General features: G+C 37.1%; 20 protein-coding genes and 1 tRNA gene. 9 read left to right on the plus strand and 12 right to left on the minus strand.

The features are described from left to right. The first annotated feature begins 1 nt into the window (after window position 1). From BGO88_RS11285 to BGO88_RS11300, 4 genes are all read left to right on the plus strand, one after another. On the plus strand, window positions 2–373 hold the full coding sequence (locus BGO88_RS11285) for a BlaI/MecI/CopY family transcriptional regulator (protein WP_056072074.1): 372 nt from the start codon (window positions 2–4) through the stop codon (window positions 371–373). After that, the gene (locus BGO88_RS11290; RefSeq protein ID WP_286706942.1) at window positions 370–1,632 is read left to right on the plus strand and encodes a M56 family metallopeptidase; all 1,263 of its coding nucleotides are present in this window, start codon (window positions 370–372) and stop codon (window positions 1,630–1,632) included. Before BGO88_RS11285 ends, BGO88_RS11290 begins: the two co-directional genes overlap by 4 nt. Window positions 1,633–1,657: 25 nt before the next feature. Next, window positions 1,658–3,121 (plus strand): M56 family metallopeptidase, encoded by a 1,464-nt coding sequence (locus BGO88_RS11295; protein ID WP_286706943.1) that lies wholly within the window; start codon window positions 1,658–1,660, stop codon window positions 3,119–3,121. A 214-nt stretch (window positions 3,122–3,335) separates the two neighbouring features. Further along, window positions 3,336–4,436 (plus strand): DUF4407 domain-containing protein, encoded by a 1,101-nt coding sequence (locus BGO88_RS11300; RefSeq protein ID WP_286706944.1) that lies wholly within the window; start codon window positions 3,336–3,338, stop codon window positions 4,434–4,436. A gap of 74 nt (window positions 4,437–4,510) precedes the next feature. On the opposite strand, the gene BGO88_RS11305 is transcribed toward BGO88_RS11300, so the two are convergent. From BGO88_RS11305 to ruvC, 7 genes are read right to left on the minus strand one after another with little or no spacing between them, the layout of a single operon-like run. Then, a complete protein-coding gene (locus BGO88_RS11305) occupies window positions 4,511–4,933 on the minus strand; it encodes a 3-hydroxyacyl-ACP dehydratase FabZ family protein (protein ID WP_056072062.1) in 423 nt (140 codons plus the stop codon). A gap of 6 nt (window positions 4,934–4,939) precedes the next feature. Beyond that, window positions 4,940–5,686: a PH domain-containing protein gene (locus BGO88_RS11310; RefSeq protein WP_286706945.1), complete on the minus strand. Its 747-nt coding sequence runs from the start codon at window positions 5,684–5,686 to the stop codon at window positions 4,940–4,942. A 45-nt stretch (window positions 5,687–5,731) separates the two neighbouring features. After that, window positions 5,732–6,103 (minus strand): MmcQ/YjbR family DNA-binding protein, encoded by a 372-nt coding sequence (locus BGO88_RS11315; protein ID WP_056072056.1) that lies wholly within the window; start codon window positions 6,101–6,103, stop codon window positions 5,732–5,734. Next, the gene (locus BGO88_RS11320; RefSeq protein ID WP_286706946.1) at window positions 6,103–6,504 is read right to left on the minus strand and encodes a GNAT family N-acetyltransferase; all 402 of its coding nucleotides are present in this window, start codon (window positions 6,502–6,504) and stop codon (window positions 6,103–6,105) included. Before BGO88_RS11320 ends, BGO88_RS11315 begins: the two co-directional genes overlap by 1 nt. Continuing rightward, window positions 6,501–7,265: a cyclase family protein gene (locus BGO88_RS11325; RefSeq protein WP_286706947.1), complete on the minus strand. Its 765-nt coding sequence runs from the start codon at window positions 7,263–7,265 to the stop codon at window positions 6,501–6,503. The genes BGO88_RS11320 and BGO88_RS11325 overlap by 4 nt, the downstream gene beginning before the upstream one ends. Before the next feature lie 44 nt (window positions 7,266–7,309). Continuing rightward, window positions 7,310–8,446 carry a radical SAM family heme chaperone HemW gene (gene hemW, locus BGO88_RS11330; protein ID WP_286706948.1) on the minus strand — a complete coding sequence of 379 codons (1,137 nt, stop codon included), beginning with the start codon at window positions 8,444–8,446 and terminating at the stop codon, window positions 7,310–7,312. Window positions 8,447–8,470: 24 nt separating this feature from the next. After that, window positions 8,471–9,025: a crossover junction endodeoxyribonuclease RuvC gene (gene ruvC, locus BGO88_RS11335; RefSeq protein WP_056072040.1), complete on the minus strand. Its 555-nt coding sequence runs from the start codon at window positions 9,023–9,025 to the stop codon at window positions 8,471–8,473. Between the two features lie 22 nt (window positions 9,026–9,047). On the opposite strand from ruvC, the gene BGO88_RS11340 reads away from it, so the two are divergent. Both BGO88_RS11340 and BGO88_RS11345 read left to right on the plus strand, forming a co-directional pair. Beyond that, window positions 9,048–9,992, plus strand: coding sequence for a lysylphosphatidylglycerol synthase domain-containing protein (locus BGO88_RS11340; protein ID WP_286706949.1), 945 nt, complete (start codon window positions 9,048–9,050; stop codon window positions 9,990–9,992). Next, the gene (locus tag BGO88_RS11345) at window positions 9,980–11,101 is read left to right on the plus strand and encodes a glycosyltransferase family 2 protein (RefSeq protein WP_286706950.1); all 1,122 of its coding nucleotides are present in this window, start codon (window positions 9,980–9,982) and stop codon (window positions 11,099–11,101) included. Before BGO88_RS11340 ends, BGO88_RS11345 begins: the two co-directional genes overlap by 13 nt. A gap of 5 nt (window positions 11,102–11,106) precedes the next feature. Here BGO88_RS11345 and BGO88_RS11350 read toward each other — a convergent pair whose 3' ends face one another. Beyond that, window positions 11,107–11,583: a hypothetical protein gene (locus BGO88_RS11350; RefSeq protein WP_056072527.1), complete on the minus strand. Its 477-nt coding sequence runs from the start codon at window positions 11,581–11,583 to the stop codon at window positions 11,107–11,109. A gap of 58 nt (window positions 11,584–11,641) precedes the next feature. On the opposite strand from BGO88_RS11350, the gene BGO88_RS11355 reads away from it, so the two are divergent. Then, a complete protein-coding gene (locus tag BGO88_RS11355) occupies window positions 11,642–12,142 on the plus strand; it encodes a DUF456 domain-containing protein (protein ID WP_286706951.1) in 501 nt (166 codons plus the stop codon). Window positions 12,143–12,310: 168 nt separating this feature from the next. Here BGO88_RS11355 and BGO88_RS11360 read toward each other — a convergent pair. The 3 genes from BGO88_RS11360 to BGO88_RS11370 form a co-directional block, all read right to left on the minus strand. Further along, window positions 12,311–12,384, minus strand: a tRNA-Asp gene (locus BGO88_RS11360). Between the two features lie 86 nt (window positions 12,385–12,470). After that, window positions 12,471–13,397: a DUF58 domain-containing protein gene (locus tag BGO88_RS11365; protein WP_286706952.1), complete on the minus strand. Its 927-nt coding sequence runs from the start codon at window positions 13,395–13,397 to the stop codon at window positions 12,471–12,473. Between the two features lie 218 nt (window positions 13,398–13,615). After that, a complete protein-coding gene (locus BGO88_RS11370) occupies window positions 13,616–14,194 on the minus strand; it encodes a hypothetical protein (RefSeq protein WP_286706953.1) in 579 nt (192 codons plus the stop codon). A gap of 168 nt (window positions 14,195–14,362) precedes the next feature. Between BGO88_RS11370 and BGO88_RS11375 the strand changes: the two genes are divergently transcribed. Both BGO88_RS11375 and BGO88_RS11380 read left to right on the plus strand, forming a co-directional pair. Beyond that, window positions 14,363–15,070 carry a LytR/AlgR family response regulator transcription factor gene (locus BGO88_RS11375; RefSeq protein WP_286706954.1) on the plus strand — a complete coding sequence of 236 codons (708 nt, stop codon included), beginning with the start codon at window positions 14,363–14,365 and terminating at the stop codon, window positions 15,068–15,070. Beyond that, a complete protein-coding gene (locus BGO88_RS11380) occupies window positions 15,067–17,055 on the plus strand; it encodes a tetratricopeptide repeat-containing sensor histidine kinase (protein WP_286706955.1) in 1,989 nt (662 codons plus the stop codon). Before BGO88_RS11375 ends, BGO88_RS11380 begins: the two co-directional genes overlap by 4 nt. 58 nt (window positions 17,056–17,113) lie before the next feature. Here the strand turns inward: BGO88_RS11380 and trxA are convergent, their stop codons facing one another. Then, window positions 17,114–17,431 carry a thioredoxin gene (gene trxA, locus BGO88_RS11385; protein ID WP_056072021.1) on the minus strand — a complete coding sequence of 106 codons (318 nt, stop codon included), beginning with the start codon at window positions 17,429–17,431 and terminating at the stop codon, window positions 17,114–17,116. Between the last annotated feature and the right edge of the window lie 85 nt (window positions 17,432–17,516).

Consider the following 17,516-nt stretch of genomic DNA (forward strand, 5'->3'; position numbering starts at 1 on the left):
CATGCAACTATCCAACTCAGAAGAACAATTGATGCAGCACCTTTGGAAACTGGAAAAAGGTTTTATGAAAGACCTGCTTGAATGTTATCCGGATCCAAAACCAGCCACAACAACCATTGCCACCTTACTAAAAAGGATGGCTGATAAAAATTTTATAGCTTATAATGAAATTGGTAACTCAAGGGAATATTATCCTTTGGTTGAAAAATCGGATTATTTTTCGAAACATGTAAACGGGCTGATTAAAAACTTTTTCAATAATTCAGCCTCGCAATTTGCTTCTTTCTTTACTAAAGAAACGAATCTGACACAAAAAGAACTGGAAGAACTCCAAAAAATTATCGACAAAGAAATTCAAAAAAAGAAAAAATGATCGGCTTTCTAATCAAATCGTCACTTTGCCTGGCTATCCTTTTGGGCGTTTATATTCTCTTTCTGGAAAAAGAGAAAATGAACGTTTTCAACAGAGTTTACCTTTTGGCCAGTTTGGCGGTTTCGTTTGCAATCCCGTTTATTCAATTTGAACCCATACATGAAGAATTACAGCAAAATCTGATTCCGTATGCCGTTCAAACAATAAAGGCACAAGCTATTTCGATAGAACAGCAATCCGATTATTCTGTATGGATTTTATGGATTTTGTATGGAACCATAACCTCACTTTTCATTTTTCGATTTATCAAAAATCTATTGTCAATTACCAAAAAGATACAGTCCAATCCAAAGAAAAAATTTGAAATTTCAACTTTGGTTCTGGTCAAAGAAAAAATAGTGCCTCACACCTTTCTGAATTACATCTTCATTAATAAAGAAGATTATGAAAACCGAAATGTAGAGGAAGAATTATATACTCATGAATTAACACATGTACGGCAAAAACATACAATTGATGTCTTAGTAATTGAAATTTTAAAAACCCTGTTTTGGTTCAATCCAATCCTGATTTTTTACAAAAAAGCAATACAACTCAACCACGAATTTCTTGCAGATGCAAAAGTCGTGAAATCCTATAATAATGTTCCTTTTTACCAAAACCTGCTTCTGGAAAAGGCATCTTGGAACAGCAACTCTTACTTGGCCAGTAACTTGAATTTTTTAGTAACCAAAAAAAGATTAATTATGATGACTAAAACCACATCAAAATCGAGAGCTCTGCTCACAAAATTATCGGTACTGCCAATTTTAGCCGGCCTGATTTCCTTCTCATGTTTTGAAACAGATAATCAAAAAGAGGTAACTGAAGTAGTGGCTAAAAAGCAAATTATAAAAGCAGAGGAGCCAACAATGGGAGAGCAAGAAACGCAGAAAGTTTACGAAGCTTCGCCAGGGAAATCAGATGATGGGCTCTCAGTACCAAAATTTCCAGGCGGTTTACAAGCTTTTTCCAAATATGTTAAAAAAGAATATAAGATACCTTCCGGTTTTAAAGGAAAAGGAAATCTCATTGCTTCTTTTATAGTTGAAACAGACGGAAGCTTATCCGATATTAAAATCGTAAAAGATTTAGGAAAGGGAACAGCTGAAGAATTTTTGAGATTGTTAAAAACCTCTCCAAAATGGCAGCCTGGTACTTTAAACGGAAAGGCAGTAAGAGTTAAATACAACGTGCCAATACATTTAAATGAAGTCTAAAAACTAATCTGTTTTTCAATAAAAAATGGAAGTCTATTTATTAAAATCAACCGCTAGCCTGATTGTACTATTAGGTATTTATCATCTTTTTTTGGAAAAAGAAAAAATGCACACGTTTAATAGGTTTTACCTTTTATTCAGCCTGTTACTTTCTTTTACAATTCCCTTTATTACAATTGAAATAGCGGTTGAATCCTTACCAAAACCTTTGTTATTATCACAGTCAGATCCAATTCCGGTTCTGGCGCAAGACAAGTCCATAGATGTAGGCGTTGCCACAGTCCAGAAAAGCGGCAAAAATTATATTCCAATCATACTTTGGAGTCTATATGCTCTAACAACATTATTTCTGGTTATCCGGTTTGGAAAAAATATTTATGACTTAATTCTAAAGGCTAAAAAAAACCGAAAGATTGTTTTTAATTGTTCCACACTGGTCTTATCCAAAGAAGAACAGTTGCCGCATACCTTCTTACAATACATTTTCATAAACGAAGATGATTTTAACAGCCAAAACATACAGCAAGAACTGTATACACACGAATTGACACATGTACGACAGAAACATACTTACGATGTGTTATTCATCGAAATATTGAAGACCCTGTTCTGGTTCAACCCCATACTGGTCTTCTATAAAAAAGCAATACAGCTCAACCACGAATTTCTGGCAGACGAAAACGTGGTAGAATCGCATAAAAATGTTTCATTTTACCAAAATCTGCTTGTCGAAAAGGCATCATGGAACAGCAACCTTTACCTGGCCAGTAACTTGAATTTTTCAGTAACCAAAAAACGATTAATTATGATGACTAAAACCACATCAAAATCAAGAGCTTTTCTTAAAAAAATAGCCTTAGTACCTGTTTTAGCAGGACTGGTATTTGCTTCCTGCATAGAAAAAACAGCCGCAAAAGACAAAGAGCCGGAAGTTTGGATAAACGGGGAGCGTGTCAAAGAAAGTGAAATGAATCAGCCAATTTCCAATTGGAAAAAAGAGCAACCCAATGAAAACAATCAAACCAATGAGGCTGCATATTTCGCTGGCGTAAGATTTATTATTTATAAAACCGGAACCTGGACAAAGGACAGAGTGCAAGGCAAAGACATTATTTTAGACAAAACCTACGAAGAATTAACAGCAGAAGAAAAAGACCGCTTTAAACCCTATCTGAGGATTCCTAAAGGTCATGTCAAGAAATCACCAACTGCGGCAGAATTAGAAGATTACAAGGATTCAAAAAAATATGCTATTTGGATTGACGATGTAAACGTAAAGAACACTGAACTGAATAAGTACAGTCCGTCAGACATTGCCTACGTCCTTGGAAGTTCTGTTATGAAAAACGCCAGAACCCAAAAACATCCGCAGCCGTTTCAATTCCATTTTTATACACACAATTATTTTGACAAAAAACAGATGGGTAAGGCTCCTGAGAAATATCCGCTGGATAAGGTTGAAATTTTTGATAAGATAATCAAGAATTAAATACGACAAATGGGAGTCTCATAAATACAAAAGGGAAAAATTTGTAGTTAGTTATAATCTCCATTATAAATCCGCCAGAAGGCGGATTTTTTTATCCCTAAGCCAAAACATATCAACATTTTATAACATTTATTGAAATTTGGCGTTACTTTTGCAGACATCATCATCAATCATATTATTGGACACGTTTCCAATATTCTAATCATCAATCATTATGTTAAAACACTTCTTTATTGTCTGCTCCGGAGTTGACAAAAAAATCATCGAAAGCTGCTCCAATGGCGAGCAAAACAAATATGCCGGAATTGGAGCCACCGTATTTTTCACAGCAGTTATGGCATTTATCGCCAGCAGTTATGCACTCTATACCGTTTTTGACAATGTTTATGCTGCCGTATTTTTTGGATTTGTATGGGGATTATTAATTTTTAATCTGGATCGTTTTATCGTTTCAACAATTCGAAAAAGAGACAGCTTTTCTAACGAATTTATTCAGGCAACACCAAGGATTGCATTGGCTATTATTATTGCCATTGTAATCTCAAAACCTTTGGAAATCAAAATCTTTGAAAAAGAAATCGACACCGTGCTTTTGAAAGAAAAGAACGCAATGGCGTTGAATAACAAAAAAGAGGTTGCCAACTATTTCAAATCGGATCTTGAAAAAAGCAAAGCCAAAATTGACAGTCTTAAATCTGAAATAACGAAAAAGGAAAAAGAAGTCAATACTTTGTATGAGACTTATATTGCGGAAGCTGAAGGAACAGCCGGAACCAAGAAACTTGGCAAAGGTCCCGTTTTTAAAGAAAAGATTGCAAAACATGATTTGGCAAAATCAGAGCTGGACACTTTAAGAAAAAACAATCTGGCCAAAATTGCCGAAACAGAAAAACTATCAAAAAAACTGGAAGCCGACCAGGATAAGAAAGTAACCGAAACCCAGCCGATTATAGATGGATTTGACGGACTTATGGCAAGAATCAATGCATTGAACAAACTGCCTTGGCTGCCTTCTTTCTTTATCATGTTATTGTTTCTGGCGATTGAGACTTCACCAATTATTGCAAAACTATTGTCGCCAAAAGGAGAATACGACTTTAAGTTAGAGGATATAGAAACTGCCTTAAAAGCCACTATCAGCCAGGACAAATATCAGAGAGAGCTATTGGTGAAAACCAGCGCTCAAATGCACGATAAAGTTTATGAAGACATCGCTACTGATAAAGGATTATTTGACCTCCAACGCAAAAAGGCAAAAGAACTTTTGGAGCTACAGGCCCATAATTTTGTAGAAAAGCAAAAACGTACTTTATAATATCGATAATAAAAAATAAAAAGGCGAAGAGTATCAGCTACTCTTCGCCTTTTCTATATTAAAGTGTTTTATTCCTAAATCGCTTCTTCAATTCGGATACTCATCCAGGAACCTTCCATAACAATGTCGTCACCTACATAAGCCTTTCCGGATTGCTTGATTATTTTTTCGCTTAGTCGCAAATTCCGGATAACAAACTTTACCTGTTCACCAAATAAAACGCCTTTTAAAAATTCTGCCGTTTCAATATAAGCCAGAGCAAAGATTCCGTTGGTAACTCCTAATAACCGAACACCGGCTCCACCACATTGCGCCATTGATTCTAAGAGAATAGTCCCGGGAACATAATTAAATTCCGGGAAATTACCTTTTAAAATAAAATTCGTGTCGTCAAACTTCTTAACGCCTATGATTTGTTCTTTATCTACAGAAATAATTTCGTCAACAAATAAAAAAGGTGCCCTGTGCGGTATCAGGTTTTCAATATCCTTGCTCATGGCAGTTTACATATGGCTTAAAATTTCTTTTTTCAAGGCATCATATTCTCCCTGCATAATGAGTCCGTTGTCCAATAGCTTTTTATAATTCTGTAATTTTTCAAACAGTTCGTCCTGCGACAATTCTCCTAAAGTTTTTTCCTTTGCAGCTTCAGGCTTTTCGTCCGGATATTGTTTTTCATCTCGGTATCCGGATTGGGAAACAGGAATGATTTCAGCAAAATCAGTCACTTCTTCAGTTTCCATTTCTTCAATAACTTCCGGTTCTTCTACCTCAGCAAATGTTTCTGCAGCGATTTCTTTTTCTTCGAATTCTTCTACTTTTGGTTCTTCAGCAAAAGCAGGCGAAACCGGACCATTTTTTAATACATCCAGTTGTTCTTTAGCAAAAGTATAGATTTTTCTTGCCTGTGTTTTTGGTATATAATCGATAGAAATAGTCAGGTCTGTTTTAGTTGTAAATGAAAATTCGGAACCTAAAATATTCTCTTTTACAAAAGTCCCAGCAATATCATCCCATGTATAATCTGTGAAATCCATCGACAATCCTAAATTTTTAGGTTTGCAGATAATAATCCTTTTGTTTGTAAGCACAATGCTGTCCGGAAAAACCGTAATGGCAGGTTTTTTTTGCACTCCTATATAGCCTATTTCCTCATTTTTCATGAGCAGATCGGTCAGTTTTGAAGTAATCTTTTCGATTGCTTTTGGGTCTTGTTCTTCGTTTAAAAACTTTTTAATTTGTTCTTTCATCTTTCAGTTGCTGAATTTGTAGACATATATCCACAAAAGTAATACCTAATTTTTTAATTCAATAATTTCAGTTTGGATTTTCTTTGTTAAGCTTTTGAAAACCAAATCATAGGAATGATCAATAAGTTCCCTTACCATCTTGTCAGTAACATCACCATGCAGAGAAACCGTATTCCAGTGGACTTTGCTCATATGATAGCCCGGCTTAATGTCGTCAAACTCGGCACGAAGCTCTTCTGCCCGCTCCGGATCACATTTTAAATTGATAGATGGTGTTCCTTTTTCCCAACCACTAAGTGAGGAAAGCGCGAACATTTTTCCACCAACTTTAAAAACCAATGTGTCTTCATCAAAAGGAAAATGTTCTGTCACGCCTTTTTTAGAAAGGCAATACTCAAAATAGGCTTGTATATTCATTATCTTATTATTTTTTCCATTTGTTTTTCCGGATTGGCCAATGCTCCAAATCCAAATTTCTCATATAAAAAGTGGGCGTCTGCTGTTGCCAGCCGCCATGTCTTTACCTTGCTAAAAGCCGGCTCGCTTAATAATCTGTCCATCAACAGTGACGAATATCCTTTGCCTTGCTGTTCTTCCACTATAAAAACATCCATAATATACGCAAAAACAACATAATCTGTCACTACTCTTGCAAATCCTATCTGCTTTCCATTGCTGTAAATCCCAAAACAGTAAGAATTCTCAATGGTCGTCTTCACTTCTTCAATAGTTCTTCCTTTTGCCCAATAGGTGTTGGTGAGGAATTTATGGATAAACGAAATATCCAATTTGTCTTTATCTGTAGAAATCCTAATCATATCTTAAATAGAACAGGTTTGCTTGGACTGGCGTCATTTTCAAAAGAAGCTATTTGCAGGTTAAGCAGATAACTCCCGTCTTCTACATGGTCAGGCACAAAGATTAATTCCGTAATTGTGGCATCAAATCGGGCATCATCGTTCAAATCATGGGTGTTTTTAACATTCCAGAACGCCTTATGAGCCAACAATTTACCCTGGTCCCTTTCCTTATCAACGCTTGGCAAATCAATCAGCAGGTGTTTGATTCCTCTTTCTCTGATAAAAACTGCTGCTTTTTCATCCAGATAAGGCGGATTGGTATCGGAATATTTTCTCGAAAGCTTTTCTTCCGGATTTGGCAACGTTCTGATGACAATGGCTTCAGTAAATTTTCCTTCCAAAGCCTTTTCTATCTGGTTTTTGGTGATTACCCGGTCTTCACCACGCAATTCCGGTTCAACAGAAATTAATTCTGCCGTAAAGAAAAAGGTTTTAAGATGCCGGTTGATGCTGTAAAATTCTTTTGTAATATGCCCCAAACATTCCGTGTGTGTCCCGTGTCCGTGCGGATTAAAAAAGATATTATTGAAATTGGTCGAAGAACTTCCTTCAGAAACCTTTCCTACCCAATGACCAAAACGGACGGGTTCTATGACGGGTTTTTCTATATACCAGGCAATAGGATTTTCATCAGTATTTGTCAGGGTAATGGAAATGTCTATCGGTTTTGAAAAGTCAACTTCAAAATTTTGGTTATTATGCTGGATTGTAGCAATCATTGTCAGATGTTTTAATTAGTACAAAAACCACCTGGCTTTTGCATTTAATCATCCAAATTTATCAAAAACAAATCACTTGCAATTCCATCTGCCAAAAACTTTCCTTTTGGTGTTGTTTTCAAGATATTCTTTTCGACGGCAAGCAATCCGTCAGCAATAAACTTTTCCGATTGCTTTTCAAGACATCTTGCTACTTCTTCCCCAAATTCTTTTTGAATGCGATTAAGCGAAACGCCCCAAATAGTGCGAAGACCGGTCATGATATATTCATTATAGCGGTCATTTGCGGTCAAAATCTCGACTTCACTGGGTAATTTTCCGGCTTCGATTTCTTTCAGATAGATTGGATTGTTGGCAATATTCCAGCTTCTGGAAATACCGTCATAACTATGGGCAGAAGGACCAATACCAATATATTTTTTGCCCAGCCAATAGGCCGAATTGTTTTTGGAGAAATAATCCGGCTTGCCAAAATTGGACAGTTCATAATGAATGAATCCGTGTTGCTGAAGCATTTCTACCAGAATCATAAAATGTTCCTGAGCCACTTCATCTTTGGGTTCGGAAACTTTTCCGGTCTGGATTAGTTTCTTTAGGGCCGTTTTGGGCTCTACCGTTAAGGCGTAGCTTGAAATATGCGGAATGCCAAAACTCAAGGCTGTTTCTATATTCTGTTTCCACATTTCATTCGTCATTCCCGGAATACCATAAATGAGGTCGATGGAAATATTGTCGAAATAACGTGTTGCCGTTTCAAGGGATTTTTTGGCTTCTTCGGCATTATGTGCGCGATTCATCATTTTCAAATCATTCTCAAAAAAAGACTGAATACCGATACTTAAACGGTTAATCCGACTGCCCGCCAACTCAACAATTCGTTCATCTGAAAGGTCATCGGGATTGGCTTCCAGAGTAATTTCCGGATTTTCTGCCACTTTAAAATTGGCATATACGGCATCAATTAAAAAAGCCAGTTCCTCATCAGACAAAACCGAAGGTGTACCGCCTCCAAAATAAATGGTTTCTACGATTTCGTTTTCAAATTCCGATTTCCGCATTTGCATTTCTTTCACCAATGCCTGTACCATTTCTTCTTTCTTTTTCATAGAAGTTGAAAAATGAAAGTCGCAGTAATGGCAAGCCTGTTTGCAAAAAGGAATATGGATGTAAATACCGCTCATTTTTTAGTATCGTGCAGAAATATATTATTTCCTTACTCTTTCTTCATTTTGTTTTACAAAAGCATCCCAACCCGAATAGCTTTTGGTACCGGTTGCTTTTCCGGAATTAAAAAAGTGGCATACTGCTGCTGCCAAACCGTCTGTACTGTCGAGATTTTTTGGTAATTCTTTTAATGCCAGAAGTTGCTGAAGCATTTTAGCCACCTGTTCTTTAGACGCATTACCGTTTCCTGTAATGGCCATTTTTATCTTTTTAGGTTCGTATTCCGTAATAGGAATCTGTCGCGAAAGACCTGCTGCCATGGCAACACCCTGAGCCCGCCCCAATTTCAGCATCGACTGTACGTTTTTTCCAAAAAAGGGCGCTTCGATGGCAATTTCATCCGGATGGTGGGTTTCAATTAATTCGATGGTTCTTTCAAAAATGACTTTTAGCTTGGTATAATGATCATCATATTTGCTCAATATAAGTTCATTCAATTGTAAAAACTCCATTTTTTTATTGATGACTCTTATCAATCCGAAACCCATGATGGTAGTTCCGGGATCAATTCCTAATATGATACGTTCGTTTGCCAATTTTAATTTGTTATTTTGCCGAATGATTGCAATTCCTCACAAAGCTAAACAATTCCTCGTGTTTCTGGTCAAACTTTTGATTGTTGGCGGCGCATTTTATTTTATCTGGAATCAATTGGCGCATAATGAACAGTTGGATTGGCAAAAATTTCTTGATTTGCTGGACAGGAAAAAATCTTTCTGGGGCATTATTTTCCTGCTATCATTCAGCTTTTTCAATCGCTATTTTGAAATCTTAAAATGGCAGAATCTTGCTCAGGTCGTTAAAAAAATTTCTATTGGCAGCGCCACAGAGCAGGTCTTAGGCGCATTGACTGCCTCCATTTTCACACCAAACGGAATTGGAGAATATGGTGCCAAAACATTATATTTCAAAAAAAAGGAAGCCAAAAGAATTGTATTTCTAAACCTGATTTGCAACGGAATCCAAATGATTCTGACCATCATTTTTGGTACGGTCGGATTGCTTTATTTCAATTATAAATTTCCAATCGTTTCCAATAAAAGCCTTTTGCTTGTCTTTGGAATAGTACTGCTTATAGTCGTCCTACTCTTTGGCTTGAAAAAAATTACGGTTAAAGGCTACTCTCTTCATCTGCTATTTGAGAAGATAAACGAGATTCCAAAGCAAATTCATCAAAAGAATATACTTCTGGCGGTTGGCCGTTACCTCATCTTTTCGCATCAGTATTATTTCCTGTTTCTTGCTTTTGATGTCAAGCTGCCTTATGTATTACTTATGGCAACTATTACGAGTGTCTATTTCCTGGCTTCTTCCTTACCCACATTCCAGTTTTTAGATTTTGCTGTCAAAGGAAGTGTTGCCGTCTTTTTTTTCGGATTGCTTGGTGTAAACGAATGGATTGTGGTTTTTATCAGTACCTTGATGTGGTTTTTAAATGTGGTGCTTCCTGTAGTTATAGGAAGCTATTATGTCTTTAATTTTAAGTCGAAATGGAAATCATAGCCTTTCTGTTTTTGGGAATTGTGGGTATCTATTCCGTTTTTATCATCGGACTGGCTTACGGATTCCGCAAGGTGGCTGTTTTCAAAAACAACAGCTCAGAGCCAAAATCTACCTTTTCGATTATTGTTCCTTTCAGAAATGAGGCCCAACATCTTCCCCAATTGCTGTATTCTTTCTCGCAGATGGACTACCCAAGGTCAAAATTCGAGGGTATCTTTGTAAACGATGTCTCAACAGACGACTCCGTTAACATTATCCAGAACTTCCAGGCTTTGAGTTTCGACTACCGGATAATTGACTCCGTCCGAAAATCCGCTTCCCCAAAAAAAGACGCAATTGTAACAGCAATAAACCTCTTAGAAAACGAATGGGTTATAACTACTGATGCCGACTGTTTTGTTAGCCCAGACTGGCTAAAAACAATCGACAGCTACATTCAAAACCATAATCCTGTAATGATTGCCGGGGCAGTATCTTTTTCTGCGGATGAATCTTTCCTACAGCAATTCCAGCAATTGGATATGATTAGCCTGCAGGGAGCCACTATAGGAAGTTTCGGACTGCAAAAGGCTTTTATGTGTAACGGAGCCAACCTCGCTTATAAAAAGGATTTATTTTTTGAACTTGACGGCTTTGAAGGAAATGATGACCTTGCCAGCGGTGATGATGTTTTTGTATTGCAAAAAGCCGTAGCGAAATATCCTGAAAAAGTACAATACCTAAAATCTGAAAGCAATATTGTCCTGACGGAACCTTTGGATAGCTGGAAAGCGGTTTTCCATCAACGGGTACGTTGGGCTTCAAAAACGGCATCCTATCAGAATGCTTTCGGGAAAATTCTTGCCCTTATTGTTTTTGGAGGAAATCTGGCTATTGTTGTCGGATTGCTTTTGACACTTTTAGGACTGTTTTCTTTTTGGAGCTGGTATCTGCTGTTTGCTGTAAAAATCTTTGCCGATTTCCTGTTGCTAAATCCAACCGGAAAGTTTCTAAAGCCTGAACAGGTCCGGTTTTTTCTAATCAGCAATCTGTTTTATCCTTTTTTCAGTACAACAGTTGCCCTGTATTCTCTTTTCGGAAAATACGAATGGAAAGGCAGAAAATTCTAAGGTTATTATTCTACATTGAGAATTACAGGCAAGATAAATTGCGTCTTTACCGGAATGCCTCTTTTCAAAGCGGGATTAATCTTTGGAAAATCGGTCAGACGGCTATGGAGTATGCTGTCAATTTTCACTTTATCATAGGCCAGGCTATCGGACGGGAACTGTGGTTCGAACTCAATTCTTGAATCCGGATATACGGTAACTTTGACCTGTATTGTATCAATCTGTGGATATAATATTGACAACGTATCCAAATCCAGTTTCTGTTGGATGGTAACCGTTAAAAAGTCAAAAAAACACTGCTTTCGGGTCGTTTCATCCTTAATGGAATCACAAGTTGCCACAGAAGGAAATTCATCTACCTGATTCCAGTTTACTTTCTGGAGCTCCTGTTTGAGCAGTTCTTCTTCAGAAATCTTCTGATTCTGAAGATTCTGGCAAGAACACAAAAGTCCTAAAAAAAGAATTGCTGTTAGTTTTCTCATGTGATGATTGGCAGGCATTTTGTAATATTACATAATTCAAAAATAATAAATTTAATTTATGGAATATTTTTTATTGGTTGCCGGATTTTTGTGCGTGATTGGAGGAATCATCGGCAGCTTCCTGCCTGTGCTTCCAGATGCTCCGCTTTCCTGGATAGGTTTGCTGCTCCTTTACTTTTGCGACGGAATTGAAACCGAATACTGGGTGTTGGGCATTACGCTGTTCATAGCCATCGTTTCCGGCATTCTGGACTATATTATTCCGGCTAAGGGAACCAAACATTTTGGAGGCAGTTCCTATGGAATCTGGGGCACCAACATAGGATTGGTTGTCGGACTGATTGCCCCTATTCCTTTTGGATTTGTTATAGGCCCTTTTCTGGGTGCTTTTATTGGCGAAATGTTATACGATTCCAAAGACCATTCCCGTGCACTAAAAGCAGCAACCGGGTCATTTATCGGATTTTTAGCTTCAACCTTTATAAAGTTTGTTGTGTGTATGGGATTCCTGGGACTTTTTCTGTATAAAGTATGGGAATTTAGGGGAGTATGGTTTTAATGATAAAAGGAGGCGTTATGTAAATCAAAAAAGCCCTCCAAGTAAATGGAAAGCTTTTCATTGGTCTAACTACTAAACCTGGTACTTTCGTACCTAAACAACACAACTAATCTTAAAAACCTTTTTGGGCAAAAAAGCCTTTCTTTCGAAAGGCTTCCCCCAATTTAGCGGTCTGGACGGGACTCGAACCCGCGACCCCATGCGTGACAGGCATGTATTCTAACCAACTGAACTACCAAACCAGCGCTTAATTGCGAGTGCAAATATACCACAGTTTTTTACTTCTGCAAGCATTTTTGCAAAAAAAATCAAAACTTTTTTTATCGTTTTATCCAAACATTTGTTTTTCAACCAAATATGTAGTGAGTATTTTTTCAAAATTTTTGCCCGCCGCCACAGGAACATACTTAATTCTGTTCTGTGCGCAGGTCAATGACAATCGCTTAAAATAGCTTTCAGCACGTTTTTCATACTCTTCTTTTATGTTATCTGCAAAAAGATTGACCTCTTCTCCCGATTCAAGGTCTATAAATTTTCTTGGCGTATTGTCAAAATCAAAGCTTAGTTCCGTTTTGTTATCGATAACATGAAACAATACGACTTTATGCTTGTTGTGTTTTAAATGCTGTAACGCATTCAGCAACGCTTCTTCATTTCCGGGTTGAAACATGTCCGTAAACAATATAATCATGGAACGGCGGTGCATCTTTTCGGCAATCTGGTGCAGGAAAGTAACCGTATCCGTATTTTTAGACTGTTTTGGTTCTGCCAGCAATTGTTCCAGTTTGTTGAGAAGCATCCGGTGATGGCGCTCGCTTCCTTTTTCCGGAGCATAATATTCATAACTGTCTGAATAGACACTCAACCCGACAGCATCCCGTTGTTTTTTGAGCAGATTCATCAATACTGCCGATGCGAGAACAGCAAATCCAATCTTGCTTTCGAAAAATTGTTGCCCATCCTGTAATTTTGGGTAATGCATGGAAGATGAATTGTCAATAATCAGGTGGCAACGGAGATTGGTTTCTTCCTCAAAACGTTTGGTATAGAGCCTGTCTGTTTTTGCGAAAAGTTTCCAATCAATATGTTTTGTACTTTCTCCTGAATTATAGACCTTATGTTCTGCAAATTCCGCGGAAAAACCGTGAAACGGGCTCTTATGCATTCCCGAAATAAAACCCTCGACAACCTGATTGGCTAACAGCTCCAAATGCTGGAAACTGGAAATTTTTTCTATTTGCGATTCAATCTTCATTCTTCAAATATATTGAAAGATTGACTGATTTAAAAATTTATCCCAAGACTTTGATGAAACAAAAAAAGGCCCGGATTATTATTTCCCCAGCCTTTTTCAACTAATCCTAAAAACATCTATATATTCATTACCGCATTGTTCAACTGTTCATCTATTTCTTGCTGTAAAAAAAGACCTGGCCGTAAAACACCAAGTCTTTTTCTAACTAACCCCAGAAATTATTCTGTCCTTTTGAAGTCAAAACTTAAGTCACCCGCATTGTAATTTGCAGACACAGTGGTCGGAAATGTTTGAGCTGTTCCACTAAGCCATCTGTATTCTAAAAAATTGATATTTCCCGCTGTAACTGGATAAGTTGCATTGGTATTATCAGCCTTATTCCTTTTGTACCAATCATTTGAGTTCATCGTAATCATATACTTTTTGTCTTTTTCTAATGCCAAGTCAGAAATAGGATGAGAAACCAATGTATTAGCACTCGCCACATTTACAGTTTCTGTTTTTATAACCTCTTTTGTAGTATAATCCCAAATCGTAACCCTTAATGCTGGATTTGCATCCGGTAATTTTACTGTTATCGCTTTCATAACCCCTTTGACATTTGGAGAAAATGCCAATCCAAATTCATAGCTCCCTGAATTAATAAAGTTTGACGAAGTTGTAAATCCCGTTTGTGTATAATAAGATTCTAAGGGATTTTCAACAGGATAAGAAGGAGCAGGCTTGCTGTCATCACTACTACAAGAGATTGCCAAAATTGCCAATAAAACTCCTGATAAGATTTTAATCGTTTTCATTTCTCTAATTTTTTGTTGTTATTTTTTACTCATTTGGTTAGGACAAAGTTGCAGACATCATCAGGCTAAAAAAACAGGAAATAGACCAATAACATTTTAAATAGACCAATAACATTTTTCTTAATAAATGTTAAATTTTTTATCTATATTTGAGTAAATCCTACGGATATGGAAAAGTTAAAATGCATCATAGTCGATGATGACGAAATAGACAGACTTACGGTGCTTTCGTTTGCGAAACGGTTTGAAAACCTTTCCATTTTGGGCGTTTTTGATAACGCCGACGAGGCACTCGCTTTTATAGAAAACAACAAACCGGACATTTTGTTTCTGGATATTGATATGCCCGGCATGAATGGTGTGGAATTGCGAAAAAAAGCTTTAGAAGTTTCCGCCTGTATTTTCATCACTTCACACCCGGAATTTGCCGTAGAAAGCTTTGAACTTGACACTTTAGATTTTATCGTCAAGCCTTTAAAATTTGACCGCTTTGCCCAGACCATGCGCCGCATTGAGGAATTCATGGAAATAAAGCATAAAGCCTCCTTATTTGAATCGAGCATAGGTGGTGATGTGATTTATATAAAAGAAGGACATGACCAGACCAAAGTCAAGCTACATGACATCTTATATCTTGAAGCCCTAAAAGACTACACGCTGATTATTACTTCTAAAAAAAGACATTGTGTACTGTCAAGCATAGGAGTGTTGCTTAAAGAATCCCATTTTCAGTCTTTTATAAGAATACACAGGAGTTTTGCCGTACAAAAACAATTCATAGAAAAAATCAACACCCAGGAAATCCTGCTCAGCAACGGGGCTATGATTCCTGTGGGAAGGAGCTTTAAAGAAAACATCAATATTTTGCTATCATGAAAAAGGCATTCTTATTTTTAGTATTCTGCTTGTTCTCTACAGCACTATCTGCCCAAAAGCAAGGACAGATGCTGATTGATTCGTTGGATACAGCCCTAAAAAACACCAAAGACAAAAAAACAATTGTCATTATCAAAAACAAGCTAAGCCAGGAATATTCAAGGGTGGATCCCGAAAAAGGAAAGCAACTGGCAAAAAGCGCCATTGAAATGGCAGAAACTATTGATTTTAAAAATGGTCTGGCTGAAGGCTACCGTTGCCTGGGAATTAATACAACCGACTCAACAGCGATTAATTTTTACCGAAAAGGTCTTGCATTTGCCAAAGAAACTAAAGACAAGCAGGTATTGAGTGTTTTGTACCGGAATATAGCCGTTTATTATATCTATAGGAATGATTACAAAAACGGACTCGACTACAGTTTCAAATCGCTCAAACTAAGTGAGGAATTAGGCAAAAACGAAGAAATTGCAGGAACCTATATCAACATCGGGTTTATATACAATGACTTGAAAGACCGGAAAAAGGCATTGGAATATTTCAAAAAAGCATTGGATATAAACAAGAAGTTCAACAATCCGACGATGAAAGCCGTGATTCTTGAAAATATTGGCGTTTTATACAATAACGAAGGTAAAAATGAACTGGCGGTTTCCTACCTTAATCAGGCATTGGAAATCAACCGAAAAAATAACAACCTGAATTTTGTAGCTACAAATCTCGGGACGTTAGGAAGTGCCTATTTGGAATTAAAAAAATATGACCTGGCCGAAAGCCATATCAAGGAAGCATTAAAAATCAGCAAGGAGTTAAAAATTCGCAGAGTCATGTCCTACAACCTGCAAAATCTTTCCATGATTTACATGGACAAGTATGCAGATCCAAAAAACAACTCCTTTTACAAAAGCAGACCCGTGGCAGATACTTCTTTACTGATGCTGAAAGAAGCGGTAATTTACGACCAGGAAAGCAACGACATCAAATCACTTTCAACCGATTTTAAACAGATTGCCTCGTTGTATGAGGAATTGGGCGATTCTAAAAACGCACTTCTTTATTTCAAAAAATTCAACACCTATAAAGACTCTATCTATCAGACTGACACAAAAGAAACGGTAAAAAACCTGGAAGACCAACGCACAATTGAACTAAAAAACAAGGAAATACAGTTCAACAAGCTCAAAATTGAGAGTAAGGAAAAACAAAAATGGTATTTTATACTGGGCCTCGTCCTATTGGGAATTATAGGAATACTGTTGTTCTACCAAAGCCGAAACCGCAAAAGAAGTAATGAAAAATTACAGCAACTGAATAACGAATTGGATTTGGCCAATAAAACAAAATCCCGTTTTTTCAGTATCCTCAACCACGATTTGAGAAGTCCTGTGTCGAGTCTGATTCATTTTCTCCATCTGCAAAAAGAGAGTCCCGAATTGCTGGATGCTGAAAGCAAAAAAAGAATGGAAGACAAAACAATCAATTCTGCCGAAAACCTGCTTAATTCCATGGAAGACTTATTGCTTTGGAGCAAAGGCCAAATGGAAAACTTCAAACCTCAGCCTAAAACCATTAGTGTAGGTTCGTTATTTGAAGACACACGAAAACATTTTTCAGGACAAGAGAAGATTGACATTCTGTTTGAAGACCCGCAAGGATTAGTACTAAATACTGATGAAAATTACCTGAAAACAATTATCCGAAATCTGACCGGAAATGCTATCAAAGCTTTGGAAAAAACCAATAATGCTAAAATAATCTGGAAAGCATGGCAGGAAAACGGGATAAAACACCTTTCCATAACAGATAACGGCCCGGGTGGTACTCAGGAACAATTTAAAGCCTTATATGACGATAAAGAAGTTGTCGGAATTAAGACGGGATTAGGCCTGCATTTGATACGCGACCTGGCTAAGGCCATTGACTGCAAGATCGACATACAAACACAGCCTAATCAAGGGACTGTTTTTATACTGACATTAAAATAAAAAACCCTTCCAGAACTTTGGGGGTCCTGGAAGGGCATATTAAAATATAATCTCTCGATTATAACAATGCGTCAATTGCGTCTGTGTAGCTTTGTTTCGGCGCTACGCCTACTTGTCTTCCCACTACTTCACCATTTTGGAAAACCAATACTGTTGGAATATTTCTCACGCCATACTTAGCAGCAAACTCCTGGTTTGCATCTACGTCAACTTTTCCAACAACAGCTTTCCCATCATATTCAGTACTGATTTGGTCAATGATCGGACCAACCATTCTACAAGGTCCACACCATGCTGCCCAAAAATCTACTAAAACGGGTTTATCTGATTTTAATACAATTTCTTCGAAAGTTGCATCAGTTATTGCTTGTGCCATATTTTTTGTTCTTTAATTTTACATTACAAAATTAGTTATTTTATCTGTAATGTTTTGTTAATTGAAAATTAGTTTTGGTTATAAA

The organism is Flavobacterium sp. 38-13 (assembly GCF_001899155.1).
Taxonomy (GTDB): domain Bacteria; phylum Bacteroidota; class Bacteroidia; order Flavobacteriales; family Flavobacteriaceae; genus Flavobacterium; species Flavobacterium lindanitolerans.

Excerpts from the sequence above, each read along its gene's own strand:
- BGO88_RS11375 (WP_286706954.1), top strand. The coding sequence starts at position 14,363 with ATGGAAAAGTTAAAATGCATCATAGTCGATGATGACGAAATAGACAGA.
- BGO88_RS11380 (WP_286706955.1), top strand. The coding sequence starts at position 15,067 with ATGAAAAAGGCATTCTTATTTTTAGTATTCTGCTTGTTCTCTACAGCA.
- BGO88_RS11355 (WP_286706951.1), top strand. The coding sequence starts at position 11,642 with ATGGAATATTTTTTATTGGTTGCCGGATTTTTGTGCGTGATTGGAGGA.
- BGO88_RS11290 (WP_286706942.1), top strand. The coding sequence starts at position 370 with ATGATCGGCTTTCTAATCAAATCGTCACTTTGCCTGGCTATCCTTTTG.
- BGO88_RS11350 (WP_056072527.1), bottom strand. The coding sequence starts at position 11,583 with ATGAGAAAACTAACAGCAATTCTTTTTTTAGGACTTTTGTGTTCTTGC.
- BGO88_RS11300 (WP_286706944.1), top strand. The coding sequence starts at position 3,336 with ATGTTAAAACACTTCTTTATTGTCTGCTCCGGAGTTGACAAAAAAATC.
- BGO88_RS11320 (WP_286706946.1), bottom strand. The coding sequence starts at position 6,504 with ATGATTAGGATTTCTACAGATAAAGACAAATTGGATATTTCGTTTATC.
- BGO88_RS11305 (WP_056072062.1), bottom strand. The coding sequence starts at position 4,933 with ATGAGCAAGGATATTGAAAACCTGATACCGCACAGGGCACCTTTTTTA.
- BGO88_RS11295 (WP_286706943.1), top strand. The coding sequence starts at position 1,658 with ATGGAAGTCTATTTATTAAAATCAACCGCTAGCCTGATTGTACTATTA.
- BGO88_RS11310 (WP_286706945.1), bottom strand. The coding sequence starts at position 5,686 with ATGAAAGAACAAATTAAAAAGTTTTTAAACGAAGAACAAGACCCAAAA.
- BGO88_RS11345 (WP_286706950.1), top strand. The coding sequence starts at position 9,980 with ATGGAAATCATAGCCTTTCTGTTTTTGGGAATTGTGGGTATCTATTCC.
- BGO88_RS11285 (WP_056072074.1), top strand. The coding sequence starts at position 2 with ATGCAACTATCCAACTCAGAAGAACAATTGATGCAGCACCTTTGGAAA.
- BGO88_RS11340 (WP_286706949.1), top strand. The coding sequence starts at position 9,048 with ATGATTGCAATTCCTCACAAAGCTAAACAATTCCTCGTGTTTCTGGTC.
- trxA (WP_056072021.1), bottom strand. The coding sequence starts at position 17,431 with ATGGCACAAGCAATAACTGATGCAACTTTCGAAGAAATTGTATTAAAA.
- BGO88_RS11315 (WP_056072056.1), bottom strand. The coding sequence starts at position 6,103 with ATGAATATACAAGCCTATTTTGAGTATTGCCTTTCTAAAAAAGGCGTG.
- BGO88_RS11325 (WP_286706947.1), bottom strand. The coding sequence starts at position 7,265 with ATGATTGCTACAATCCAGCATAATAACCAAAATTTTGAAGTTGACTTT.
- BGO88_RS11365 (WP_286706952.1), bottom strand. The coding sequence starts at position 13,397 with ATGAAGATTGAATCGCAAATAGAAAAAATTTCCAGTTTCCAGCATTTG.
- hemW (WP_286706948.1), bottom strand. The coding sequence starts at position 8,446 with ATGAGCGGTATTTACATCCATATTCCTTTTTGCAAACAGGCTTGCCAT.
- BGO88_RS11370 (WP_286706953.1), bottom strand. The coding sequence starts at position 14,194 with ATGAAAACGATTAAAATCTTATCAGGAGTTTTATTGGCAATTTTGGCA.